Consider the following 12,689-nt stretch of genomic DNA (forward strand, 5'->3'; position numbering starts at 1 on the left):
CTTTCTATACTTTGGTATCCATATAATGTGTACTTTCAAATCATACTGGCTATGGCTACTTTTTCTATAACTCCTCATATCTCTTTATAAATTCGTTGCCAAGGTAACTTCATTATATCTTCCCTTCACCTTTAGGCGAAGGGATTTCTCATCCCCGATAGGGACATTAATTAATAATAAAGCTGAGCTTAACGAAGTGGCTAAAGTTGCTCATGATGATACCATCGTAGTGAGTAAAACAAAGCAAGAGCAATCTTTATTATTTTTAGTAAACTTAGCTCAAGTTGCACCTGATAATGCAAAAAAAGTAGTAGAGCATTTAACTGAGCAAGGAACAAGATCGGTTAGTGTAGCAAATGTTACGGCTGAAGCAGGCAACTGCTAATATTAATAATCACTTATCAGGCGGTACTATGATAGCCGTTGCAGCAGGTGATGAAGAAAACCCTATAATGACTAAAAAAGGATTATGGATTGCCGGTACTTTCGTTTCAAGTAATCAAGATGCATATAAAGGTAATCCTAGCTATAAAGGCACGGTATCCGGCGGTACTATCCGGCTGTGATCTTTACATCGGGGAAAATAGCCTGTTGGTATTGCATATAGCCGGATGAACTATGACTTTATTAAGTTTAAAGGTTCAAGCACTGGTGATAAATTATCAGTAGAAAGCGATATTATTTCTCTATAACGGTCAACAACAATTTAGTAATGGTCTTATATTACAAGAAATATTTTCAGCAAGTAACAGTCAAATCAACAAGAAGGATTTAAGACCGGTCGGACCTAATAGCTATAAAACGGCTAGCGGTAAATATACAAGCAAAGCTTACGGTTTTGAGGGTAATGTCGGTTATCAATTCTCTGTCATGGACGGTATAAATTTAATGCCTAATATCGGTATTAGATATAATACATATAAAGATAATGCTTATACCGAAACCGGTACAGGGGTGAATAATATGTATGTTGCAGGTAAATCCGGTAACTTAACTACTGGTATTGCGGACATAAAATTAACCGCTCCTATGAGATTATCAAATGATACTCAAATAGTACCGGGATTGCATGCTTCCATAGTAAATAGCTTTAGCAATAAGCAACCTAAGCAAATATACTAGCCATCAAGGTTCATTAAAGTTAAAGATATTGTTCTAATAGCATTAGTGTTATCTGGTAGCTTGACCGCGATTGTTGCGTGGCTCGGTAAAACCCACTGTGTCACCTAGTTACTTGACCACGTGGTCCATAAAAACAATAAAAAATACTAATAATTTTAGTATTTTTTACTGGATCCTGTGGTCAAGCCACGGGATGACAGAGGTAAAATTGATCCACGCAACAATGGTGGGAATCTAGTAAAACAGATAAAAAACTTGTTTTTTATCTGTTTATTTTATCAAAATATGTAACTTCTATATCAATATTGAAGTTATTTCTGGATTCCTACTTTCACAAGAATAACATTAAACAAAATTGTCCGATACCATAGTTTTATGCAGCAACCAATTGTTATAGAATACGTAAAATACGATTTACTTCATAAGAAGTAGCCTGTGCTAATCTTGTATAGATAATGCTTGTTATGCTTATTGACCTGCAATGTTCTATTAGTGCATAACTTGCTTCTAAGGGTAATTTGTGCGTCGACCCGGTACTCGAATCCTCACGTACCAAGTGTACGCTGCGGTTCTGCGTTCCGTGTCTCCTACAAATTCCTCCTTATTAGCTGCGTTATACAAGAAATCTAATGAAGATGACTAAATTGCGGTTGTGATTGGCTGCTAAGAGGACAAATAAAAATTATAGGAGGAATAAAATCTAATATTGTTTGTGAATTTAATATTATTACAGAACGTATTTGTCCAACTTCGTTTATTTTAGCAGGATCAAGCCTAGCCAAATAAATATCACCCCGTGTTAATATTTCTTTTTGCTACACCATTTTTCCTTCACAGGACCTAGTAATTCTGAATTTAAGTTTTCAGTGATTTCCGTCATTTCTTCTAGATATTTTTTAGATTTTTTCATTGCATTAAAGCTTTTTATAATATCGTTTTGTTCAAATTGAGACTGAAGATTATTGAGTTCATGTATAATGGCTTGACGAATAAATGCTGTTCTAGATAATCCTAGCTTTTTAGCAATTTCATTACTAGCTGAGTAATAGATAAGCTTGTCATATCATTTTTTATATATAACTTTATATTAAATATAACACTAAATTCTTATAAAAGCAATATATACTCGATAAACTTCAAAAATTGGCTATGTCATTCTACAATAGTTGCGGTACTCACGTATTTAAGTATACGCTACGTTCCTCTCCTTGTGAATTCCTTGCTATTTTTGAAGTTTAGCTTCGTCTACTATTCTGCATTTCACATCTGTATAATCATAATTCCCGAACCGGTTTTAGTATTAGCTTTTTGTTACTAAAGATATTGATTTTAGAAAAGAAGCTACTTTTTGGTTTTTTAAAATCACGTTTATAATTTTCACCAGTGACAGCATTATAGCTAGTAATTAAAGAAGGTATAACCTCGTTATAATATATTTTATAGAGGTCATGCATAGTTTCTTTGGTAGTTAAATATCCCCATTTTACGGCTTGTTGCGGTACTCTAGCGAGTGCCTCAATACAGGCTATAGCTTCTTCAATTTCAGGGTTTTTATTTTTATACACTTCAGCGTTTGGTGACAAATTAGCTTGCATATCTTTAAACATAGCATCAATCATTAATGCCATATATTTATCGGTTTTAAATTTTCTTACAAATATTAGATTATTCTTACTGCTATAATTTAAAAGCCGAAATTTATATATAAAAATCATGAATTTTATAGCATAAACTTTTAAACCGCTGACTTTATTTGCATTATAAAATTTAAGTTTCGTTTCATAATCTAGTTGTTTTTTCATACCTGCTTTAAGGAGCTTACTCAGCAAATTATGACAATTTATTATATCACTTTTTCTAGCAATTCGTACTTTATCGGTAGCTTTAGTACCAGAGAAATTAGCCGAATGGCGAGTTATTTGTCTGCCTTTATCATCTCTTTTTATATCAGCAAAATGCCCAAGTTCTTGAGCTGCGATAATCTGAAGCCTAGCAATGGCAGACCAGCCATTACCGTAAGTCGGATGCTCTTTATTGTTTTCAGCAAAAGGATTACCGCCGCATGAAACAAAAATAGCTACGTCCTTGCCGTTAGTGCTTTGCATACCGCTATTACCGCCCACTCGTTGCCAGCTAACCATATCCATCATATCGCCGATATTATGCGAATAGGTGAGAAATACTTCCGTCTTATTAAGAAGAAGCCATCTTATTACGATCGGATGAGCCGACTGAACAAAAAGACGTGCCAACATTTCGGTTACTTCTTTCTTAACCGGCTGCAATTTTTGTATTTGCTTTTTTAAATTGTCAAAAATTGATTTTATTTTCTGATCTGAAACAGCGTTTCTATATAAATTTTGAAAAAGCTTGGTAGTTTCAGGGATTAAATTCGGGCTTGTTAGTTCTTCTTTACTAACCATCAAGCTTATATTAAGAGCAGGCTCGGTAAATCTTGCAAAATTGCAGCAATCATCGGTATCTATCCGTAATTTACCAGATTTGATTAACTGCATCGCCAAATGCTCATACTCTATTTCCATATCCTGCTTATAAATAGTAGGCACACGGTCAAGAATGTGGTATATGCTAGTCATTATTTTAAATAAATTTATTGTTTAACATAACCTACTATCGTTATAACACCATTTTCATCTATATCTAAAAATAATACCTCTATTGCGTCAGATTCAAACACAGGGCCATGTTCAAATTACGGTTTAGGTTCAAGTTTTACCATAACTTTAACAAAATTTAAATTAGGAAATACTTTTTGAAAGCAATCTACAAACAATTTATCCGATAACTCTAACTTTATTGCATCTAATGCTTTTTTTCTATCAGTTGCATTTTTAATACAAACATTCATTGCCTCTTCTCTAAAAAATAAATGATGTGATTTTTCCATATTCAAAGCATGAAAATGATTAATAAATTTTACTGCTGCTTTATTTAATTTCAGCACAAGCTCAGGTTTATTTTCAGTATTTGCTCTGTCTATAGCTCCTCTGATAGCGTTTAAATATTGCATTTCAAAAGCTTCAGTGCCTAAAACAATTTTTTCATTAGGATTGTTATGACCGTCACGTATTAATATTGAAGTTTCGCCATTTTTTCCTTCAATTTTAGTAAGCTTTATACTGGTTTTCTCATGACGTAAAATTGCTAAAACCTGTAATGCCTCGGTAAAGCTGCCTTTTTCAACAGCTTCTTCAATTTTAGCTCTATTTGTTTCTAAAGGAACGCCTACTCCGGATATAGTTAAAAATTCTTTTGTATGATTTAATAAAAACGCTTCATCATTATCAAATTGTTTTTTTAATGATGAAAGCATTATAAAATTCTATATGTAGTTTGTTCATCTCTTGTTATTTTAATTAAAAATTATTATATAAAAATAGTCTATAAAAATATTTAACTTTATTAATTAAAATATGTTATTTATATGAATATTGATAAATTTACTGCACATGCTAAATCAGTGATAGCTAGTAGCCAATCTATTGCTGCTAAAAACGATCATCAACAAATATTATCTTTGCATTTATTATCTAGTCTTTTAAGTGAAGAAACAGGTATAATTCAAACCATTATTAATAATACCGGCGGTAATATAAAATTATTAAAAGATCAAGTGCAGCTAGAACTAAATAAAATCCCAAAAGTTCAGGTTGCGGGAGGGGGAAAAGTTTATTCTTCTGCTGAAGCTCTTAAAGTTTTAGAAAAAGCTAGTAGTATTGCTAAAGACAGTGGGGATAGCTTTGTAACCATAGAGCGTATATTTGAAGCATTAACTTATGATAATACTATAGCCGGTAAAATTTTAACGAATAATGGAATTAATAGTAAAAAATTAGCAGCAGCTATCTTACAGCTTCGTAAAGGCAAAAAAGCAGATACCGAATCAGCAGAAAATAGTTACGATGCTCTAAAGAAATACGGCAGAGATGTCACAGAGCTTGCCGAAAGCGGTAAGCTTGACCCGATAATTGGACGTGATGAAGAAATAAGAAGAACAGTGCAGGTACTATCACGACGTATGAAAAATAACCCTGTATTGATCGGCGAGCCCGGAGTCGGTAAAACTGCTATAATAGAGGGGCTTGCACAACGTATATTTAGTCAGGACGTACCTGAGTCGCTTATGAACTGCCGTATTATTGAGCTTGATATGGGAGCATTAATAGCAGGTGCTAAATATCGAGGTGAATTTGAGGAGCGTCTTAAAGCAGTACTTAGTGAAATCAAAGAATCAAGCGGTGAAATTATTTTATTTATCGATGAATTACATCTATTAGTCGGTACGGGAAAAACCGATGGTGCTATGGATGCCTCGAATTTACTAAAGCCAATGCTTGCTCGTGGTGAGCTGCACTGTATCGGTGCTACTACTCTAGACGAATATCGTAAATATATCGAGAAAGATGCAGCACTTGCTCGCCGTTTCCAGCCTGTTTACGTGAGTGAGCCGACGGTTGAGGATACTATATCAATACTTAGAGGAATTAAAGAAAAATACGAGCTGCATCATGCAGTGCGAATTTCCGATAGTGCGATAGTTGCAGCAGCGACGTTATCAAACCGTTATATTACCGATCGTTATTTACCTGATAAAGCTATTGATTTGATTGATGAAGCTTGTAGCCGTATGAAAATAGAATTGTCAAGTAAGCCTGAAGAGCTTGACGAGCTAGATCGCCGTATTATTCAGATAAAAATTGAGCTTGCAGCACTTAAAAAAGAAAATGACGAGCATTCTAAAAAGAAAATTACCCATTTAACCGAGGAACTCGAAAAATTAGAATCTAAATCATACGATATGAACGCTAAATGGCAGGCAGAAAAGTCTAAACTACAGCAAGCCCAAAAACTTAAAGAAGAGTTAGAACGAGCAAGAATCAATCTAGAGCGTGCCGAGCGTGACGCTAATCTCGCTAAAGCTAGTGAGCTAAAATATGGAATTATACCTGAGATTATGAAAAAGATTCAGGAAGCCGAAAGTATGGATAATAAAGGGCTATTAAAAGAAATTGTATCGGAAAGCGATATAGCAAATATTATCTCTCGTATCACTGGTATCCCAATTGATACGATGCTATCAAGTGAGCGTGAGCGTCTACTTGTGATGGAGCAGAAACTACGTGAATCGGTCATAGGACAAGATGAAGCAATTAAAGGGGTCAGTGATGCAGTTAGAAGATCACGTGCAGGTATTCAAGATATTAACCGCCCGCTTGGTTCGTTCTTATTCTTAGGACAGACAGGAGTTGGTAAAACTGAGCTTACCAAAGCCTTAGCCGGTTTTCTTTTTGATGACCGTAATGCGATACTTCGTATAGATATGTCGGAATATATAGAGAAGCACGCTATTTCTCGTCTGATAGGAGCTCCTCCAGGATATATAGGATATGATCAAGGTGGAGTGCTAACAGAGGCAGTAAGACGTCGCCCATATCAGGTCATATTATTTGATGAGGTTGAAAAAGCCCACCCCGATATATTTAATATTATGCTGCAAATACTTGATGATGGAAGATTAACCGATAGTCAGGGTATCACAGTTGATTTTAAAAATACTATTATAGTTTTAACTTCTAATTTAGGTGCTGAGATACTCGTTAATCAGAAAGAGGACGAAGATACATATAAAGTAAAAGATGGGGTTATGGAATATGTAAAAAAAGTATTTAAGCCGGAGTTTCTAAATAGGTTAGATGAAATTATATTATTCCATCGGCTAAATCGTAATAATATTCATGATATAGTGAAGATACAGCTTGGAAGCTTAAAGAAAATTTTGTTACAACAAAATATTATTCTTGAATTTGATGAATCTGCTTTAAATTATTTAGCCGAAAAAGGCTATGATCCAAGTTTTGGAGCAAGACCCTTAAAACGCCTTATCCAGAGGGAAATACAAAATAATTTAGCCAAGATGATTTTAGCAGGCGAAATAAGTAGCGGTAATATCGTGAAAATAGGTAGAGAAAAGGAAAAGCTAAGGATAAAGATAATTGATTAAGCTCTGCGTACGAAAACTAAATTATTGCATAATTCATAATTCTCATTAATCTTTCTTGAGTCTAGTCTATTACTTTATTATAAATATCCTTCTAACTTTGATAAATAAGTAAGTTAGATATAATAAAAAGCTAATGAACGGAGGTGTGAAGCATTATGTATAATGATGATGAAATAGATTACGAAACAGCAGAAGAAATATTGAAGAAATCTACTTCTGAAATGAGCTGGAAGAATTAAAAGAACAAGATGGAGTCAAGCTTGTAGAATATGTTGATGCTTACAATGAAGCAGAATTAGATGATAATAACAGTATAACTTTTAGAGAATTTTTTGCATTGTAAAGATTTCAAAGAAACCGGCTATATGAGGTTGTATGATAAAACAAAAGAATCCTATGAAATGCAATGTACTTTAATAATACTAACTAATGATCAATACCAAATGAGTCAAGGGCAAGTTGAAAATCTTACTACTTGGCGTGGAGAAACAAGAGAAAAATCAGAGGTGGGTATAATTTAACATAGGAAATGAATATTCTACAGAGCGGTTTATGTCTACAACTTCTGAGCAGAGTATTATTAATAATCATATGTCAGATGAATTAAAACCGAATCAAATTAATATTGAATATGAAATTGAAATGAATTCCCCTCTAGTAGGTAGCTGATATCTCTGCTATATGACACGATGGAGAAAAGGAAATAGTAGCATTGCCAAATACTAAGTTTGAAATAACTAACGTTAAGTACGATGATGATCATACACTATGTATTAGTATGAAAAACAAGCCAATCATATATGATACATGGAAACTTATACATTAGGATCCGATACTTCACAAATTGATATCATAACTTGATATAAAAAAGAAATATTACTTCCGAATTATGGATAAATCTTTATCCATAATTCGTATCAATTTAGAGTTAATAACATTCAAGTTCAGTTAATGTTACACTTTCAGTACCTGATAATGTATAACAATCATTACTAGTAGAGTTAGGAATTTGTAAATCAAATAATAGTGCTTTGTCTTCTTTATACGGATCAACGAAGTAAGAATTTGTAATATCTGTAACTATTGGCAATAAATAGGTTGTTGTTTCAATAAACTTATTCATAGCATTTTGTCCGTCTTTGAATATTTGATCAACTAGTTTTGTATCTTTATAAAAAGTATTTACGGCACTTATTAAGGTTATTGATATCTCATACATAATAACACCGTTTTTAATCATATTGGTTATATTAGAGTCTAATTTTGCTGTTTTAGAACAAATTACAGAAATAACAGTAGGATATTTATTAAATACATTAGGTAGTGCTAAAAAATTATTTACGGCTGAATAGGCAGAATTTGTTGCTTCTGAAAAACAGTGTAATGCTTTGTCTATGTTTTCATAATTGTTATTGCTCATAAACTTACCTCTTTTTTATATAGATAATTACCATGTTTCATGGTAATTATCTATCATACTACTAAATTCAGAAGTGTCAATATTAAAATTTATTTACTAATATCCTCTAAACTCCATCTAGCTTTTGGACAGAAATGCAAAGGAGTAAATAACTTATTATTGTAACGCTCAAGTCCTGTATATGCAATCATTGCAGCATTATCGGTACATAAACAGATAGGTGGATAAATAAGCTGATAACCATATGTTTTAGCACAATTACTTAATATTTCTTGTAAATATTTATTAGCAGCAACACCGCCGGCAATAACTATATTCTTCTTATCAAAATTATTTGTTATTTGTTCATATGCTCTAATAGCATCCTGTACCTTACTACTTAGAATTTCTCCTATGGTGAACTGAAAACTTGCCGCTATATCATTAATTAAATCATCATTTAGAAAGCTTGATACAAGCGAATTTTGCGGTTTTCGCCTGTGCTCATGTACTGTTGTTGTACGCTGTGCAAACTCTTCCTTAAATTCATCTTGTCTGAAGCTTTCTAAATGATGACATTCTTTATAATTAATTTCTTGCAAATTCATTATTAAAGTACGCACGGCAGTTTTAAGCCCTGAAAAGGACATATTGCAATTACCGCTGTTAATTATAGGTTTTGGAAATTTATATTTATGAGGATCGCCAAGTTTTGCTCTTTTCTCAATTTCAGGTCCTCCAGGAAATGCTAAGTTTAGCATTTTTGCTACTTTGTCAAAGGCTTCACCTACGGCATCATCTATAGTAGATCCTAATATTTTATATTTCCCAAGCCCTAGGACTGCTACAAATTGGCAATGTCCACCTGAAGCTAACAAGAGTAAATAAGGATAAGGGATATTATCAGTTAGCCTTGCGGTTAAGGCATGACCTTCTAAATGATTAATTGCAATAAATGGTTTTTTTAAAGCACTGCTTAGCGACCTTGCAAACATTGAACCGACTATAACACCGCCGATTAAGCCCGGACCGGAAGTTGCGGCAATTGCACTAATTTCTATTAATTTAGTATTGCTCTCTTTTAAAACATTTGTTAATGCTTTATCTAAATTCGATAAGTGAGAACGTGCAGCAATTTCAGGGACTATCCCTCCAAACACTGCATGTTCTGTATTTTGTGAAATGATTATATTAGATAAGATTTCTCGATTTTCGGTGATTATAGCAACAGCTGTATCGTCACAGCTTGATTCTATACCTAAAATTTTTATCATTCAAATTGACACTAATTAGAGACATTGTTAAGTAAAAAATGAGAGTTTGTGTTATGACAATAATGTATTGTGTTGCGTGGACCGGCTCATCCGTCATTGCTAGGAGACGTTGTTACATGGACATCCATGTAATTCCTGCGAAAGCAGGAATCAAAAATAATCTTAATTTGACAAAATAAACCTAAAAAAACAAGTTTTTTGTAGGTTTTACTGAATTCTCGCCTACGCGGGAATGACACCCAGTGTGCTTGCCGATCCACGCAACAAGACTCGCTCGCAATGACGATATTTATCTTTATTTAATAATGCCTAATTAGATACCTTTAAGGTATTGAATTGATTATACAGCTTATAAATAGATTGTTCGGCATCAATAATTTTTTTATTAACTATTTTTAGTAATTTTTCCGAAGGTTTGTCTGTTATTTGCGTTGCAGAACTTATTTGCTCTGCTAAATTTTTAAGTGATTCTTGTATTTCTACAAAAGATTTTTTAAATTGTGCTTTAATAGTAATAGATGATTCTTCTAGCTCTTTAATTTTTAAGCATAGATTTTCTAATAAATGATCTATTTTAGTTTGCATTAAAGTCAATTGTTGCTTTTGTTTTCCACTAAGATAGCTTAAAGTTTCTTGCATTTTTGCCTGTATACGTACTTTTGTAGTACGTTCAAGTGCTGAAGCTAAACCTATTTTACTCATTAAAAATATTATCCATTTGTGAACGTCAAAATGATACCATTTTGCACCGTTACGATAATCTGAAGGGAAAGCATGATGGTAATTGTGCCAATTTTCACCGAGTAAGAATAATGCCATCCACCAAATATCTCCGGCAGTGCCTTTGTAATATTTTTTACTACCGGCAAAGTGACATAAAGAATTAACACAGAATGTTGCTTGCTGCTGTAGGAATCTACCAAGTCCCATAAATACAAATCCTGCATATGCCGATTGTATAGTACCACCGACTAAGTAACCGATAAATAAAGGCACGACGATATTCATAAAAGCTGCTATTTGCCAATAATATTTTAGCTGCCATTTTAATAAATTGTTTTTTCCGTGCTTAGCCCAAGTAACGCGATCAATAGACTTATAGCTACCGCTTCCGACTAGCATCCACCCTATATGAGACCAAAGAAAACCTAAAACCTTATTATCAAACTTTAAAGGGCTATGCGGGTCTTGATCTGTATCTGTTTTAGCATGATGTTTATAATGATTCGATGCCCAAGATAAAGCCGGTCCTTGTAATGTTCCTGCAGACAGCATAATTAAGACAAACTCGGCATATTTATTTATTTTATAGGCATTATGAGACCATAACCTATGCAAACCAATCCCAACGGTAATATTATTAATATAATAACTAGCAATTATAAAAATAACTTCAGTTAGTCCTATCCCATAATCAAACGAATATTTAATTACAAGAGATATAATAAAAATAGGATAAAATATTAAAGCAAATAAAGCAGGCTTATTTAGTTTACTTAACATAAAATTTACAGTTTTTAGTTATAAAATAATTAAATTGGCAACGAATAAAATCTATATTATATTTTATATTATTAGTATACATAAACATAATTAGTAGATATTAACATACTGAATGCGTAAATACAAAGAAAATTTTGACAACAAAATTCTAGGTTATGTGAAGGAGAATTTAAATATTTATATTTTAAGATATTTTTTAACGAAAATTAATAAGATTTGTGCAGTAATAGTTGTTCCTATCTCAAAAAAATCTTATGATTTACAGTAAAAAATAGATTAATGCTCCTTCACAGAGCCTAATCATGATCCTTATTTAAACAATAACCGATAAAACGAACGGTTTTAATAATTAAATTGTCTTTCCCTAAGGCCTCTCTAATTCTATTTTATATTCTTAAATTTAATAATATTATCCTGTAAAACTGACTTAGAACGTCCCAATAATCTCTTTAAAGTATCTACTATTTGCTTAGATAAAAAGGGCTTATAAAAAAATAGTACATTATCATCTATTTCTGTTAAATTTAATTGCTTGTTTGGTAATAAAAATATTATGGGCGTTTTAGAAAATTTATTAATTTTTCTAATGTTATTTATTGTTATTAAAGGATTTTCTTGTAATTCTGCACTAATAATCATGATAGCAAGCGGCTGACTAAAAAAATAAGTTAATACTTTTTCTAAAGTTGAAGCCCTAATTATATTAAATCCTGCTCTCTATATATCATTACTTAAAGAAATATTAACACTTTTTTATTTTTTTCTTCTATAATAAAAACTTCAGGTAATAGCTTATCAAACACTGAATTAATCTCCATTAATATTTAGTAAATAATCAAAAACTTTTGTAATAATTTTCTGATTTATTAGGGTTTATAGCAAATTTTTTATAAAAAGAAACAAAGGAATAATAATTTTTAAAGATAACACTTGAATTTAATAGTTTTAGTTGCTATAAATAGCTTTATTTTAAAGTTTGTTTGTTGGAGATTTTTATATATCATGAGCTTTTATGAATCAGTTTTTATTATACGCCAAGACGTATCATTAAACGATATAGATAAAATCGTTGATGATTTTGTTAAAATTATTAAAGATAATAATGGCACTATCATAAAAAAAGAATATTGGGGGGTAAGAACTTTAGCTTACAAAATCGGTAATAACAAAAAAGGACATTATTATTTTTTAGGTCTAGATATTGCTGGCAATGTAAAAGAAGAGCTAGAAAGAAAAATGAAGTTTAACGAAAATATCATTAGATTTCTTACAATTAAAGCAGATTCAATTAGCAGTGAACCTTCACCAATATTAAAAAATCAGAGTACAGAGAATACTCCGGTAATTGATGTAACGATTAATGATTAAA

At 32.1% G+C, this 12,689-nt stretch carries 13 protein-coding genes and 2 pseudogenes; 6 read left to right on the top strand and 9 right to left on the bottom strand.

The features are described 5' to 3' along the window. A pseudogene (locus tag ACKTSD_RS07790) lies at positions 1-78 on the bottom strand (IS200/IS605 family transposase); the annotation flags it as partial. Between the two features lie 118 nt (positions 79-196). On the opposite strand from ACKTSD_RS07790, the gene ACKTSD_RS00255 reads away from it, so the two are divergent. The 3 genes from ACKTSD_RS00255 to ACKTSD_RS00265 all read left to right on the top strand — a co-directional run bounded on the left by ACKTSD_RS00255 (position 197) and on the right by ACKTSD_RS00265 (position 1,122). Beyond that, the gene (locus ACKTSD_RS00255) at positions 197-385 is read left to right on the top strand and encodes a hypothetical protein (protein WP_412707467.1); all 189 of its coding nucleotides are present in this window, start codon (positions 197-199) and stop codon (positions 383-385) included. Continuing rightward, positions 357-566 (top strand): hypothetical protein, encoded by a 210-nt coding sequence (locus tag ACKTSD_RS00260; RefSeq protein WP_412707468.1) that lies wholly within the window; start codon positions 357-359, stop codon positions 564-566. Before ACKTSD_RS00255 ends, ACKTSD_RS00260 begins: the two co-directional genes overlap by 29 nt. Positions 567-732: 166 nt before the next feature. Then, positions 733-1,122, top strand: a complete 390-nt coding sequence (locus tag ACKTSD_RS00265) for an autotransporter outer membrane beta-barrel domain-containing protein (protein WP_412707497.1) — start codon at positions 733-735, stop codon at positions 1,120-1,122. 460 nt (positions 1,123-1,582) lie between these two features. Here the strand turns inward: ACKTSD_RS00265 and ACKTSD_RS00270 are convergent. The 4 genes and pseudogenes from ACKTSD_RS00270 to ACKTSD_RS00290 form a co-directional block, all read right to left on the bottom strand. Then, positions 1,583-1,755 (bottom strand): annotated as a pseudogene (locus ACKTSD_RS00270) (palindromic element RPE1 domain-containing protein); the annotation flags it as partial. Further along, entirely contained in the window at positions 1,749-1,928 is a 180-nt protein-coding gene (locus ACKTSD_RS00275) for a type II toxin-antitoxin system PemK/MazF family toxin (RefSeq protein ID WP_412707498.1), read from the bottom strand. The pseudogene ACKTSD_RS00270 and the gene ACKTSD_RS00275, both read right to left, overlap by 7 nt. Before the next feature lie 468 nt (positions 1,929-2,396). Beyond that, positions 2,397-3,719, bottom strand: a complete 1,323-nt coding sequence (locus tag ACKTSD_RS00285; RefSeq protein WP_412707469.1) for a DUF2748 family protein — start codon at positions 3,717-3,719, stop codon at positions 2,397-2,399. A gap of 116 nt (positions 3,720-3,835) precedes the next feature. Then, positions 3,836-4,456, bottom strand: coding sequence for a hypothetical protein (locus tag ACKTSD_RS00290; protein ID WP_412707470.1), 621 nt, complete (start codon positions 4,454-4,456; stop codon positions 3,836-3,838). A 111-nt stretch (positions 4,457-4,567) separates the two neighbouring features. On the opposite strand from ACKTSD_RS00290, the gene clpB reads away from it, so the two are divergent. Together clpB and ACKTSD_RS00300 are read left to right on the top strand one after the other, a co-directional pair. Then, a complete protein-coding gene (gene clpB, locus ACKTSD_RS00295; RefSeq protein ID WP_412707471.1) occupies positions 4,568-7,144 on the top strand; it encodes an ATP-dependent chaperone ClpB in 2,577 nt (858 codons plus the stop codon). Positions 7,145-7,476: 332 nt separating this feature from the next. Beyond that, positions 7,477-7,665 (top strand): hypothetical protein, encoded by a 189-nt coding sequence (locus tag ACKTSD_RS00300; protein WP_412707472.1) that lies wholly within the window; start codon positions 7,477-7,479, stop codon positions 7,663-7,665. A 407-nt stretch (positions 7,666-8,072) separates the two neighbouring features. Here ACKTSD_RS00300 and ACKTSD_RS00305 read toward each other — a convergent pair whose 3' ends face one another. The 4 genes from ACKTSD_RS00305 to ACKTSD_RS00320 form a co-directional block, all read right to left on the bottom strand. Continuing rightward, positions 8,073-8,564 carry a DUF5424 family protein gene (locus tag ACKTSD_RS00305; protein ID WP_412707473.1) on the bottom strand — a complete coding sequence of 164 codons (492 nt, stop codon included), beginning with the start codon at positions 8,562-8,564 and terminating at the stop codon, positions 8,073-8,075. A gap of 89 nt (positions 8,565-8,653) precedes the next feature. Next, a complete protein-coding gene (tsaD, locus tag ACKTSD_RS00310; RefSeq protein WP_412707474.1) occupies positions 8,654-9,817 on the bottom strand; it encodes a tRNA (adenosine(37)-N6)-threonylcarbamoyltransferase complex transferase subunit TsaD in 1,164 nt (387 codons plus the stop codon). Positions 9,818-10,126: 309 nt separating this feature from the next. Next, positions 10,127-11,320: a fatty acid desaturase gene (locus ACKTSD_RS00315; protein WP_412707475.1), complete on the bottom strand. Its 1,194-nt coding sequence runs from the start codon at positions 11,318-11,320 to the stop codon at positions 10,127-10,129. Between the two features lie 381 nt (positions 11,321-11,701). Beyond that, positions 11,702-11,959 (bottom strand): hypothetical protein, encoded by a 258-nt coding sequence (locus ACKTSD_RS00320; RefSeq protein ID WP_412707476.1) that lies wholly within the window; start codon positions 11,957-11,959, stop codon positions 11,702-11,704. 363 nt (positions 11,960-12,322) lie between these two features. Here ACKTSD_RS00320 and rpsF point away from each other — a divergent pair, with 363 nt between their 5' ends. Beyond that, the gene (gene rpsF, locus ACKTSD_RS00325) at positions 12,323-12,688 is read left to right on the top strand and encodes a 30S ribosomal protein S6 (protein WP_412707477.1); all 366 of its coding nucleotides are present in this window, start codon (positions 12,323-12,325) and stop codon (positions 12,686-12,688) included. Position 12,689: the final 1 nt, after the last annotated feature.

It is taken from the genome of Candidatus Rickettsia kedanie, from assembly GCF_045865205.1.
GTDB lineage: Bacteria > Pseudomonadota > Alphaproteobacteria > Rickettsiales > Rickettsiaceae > Rickettsia > Rickettsia australis.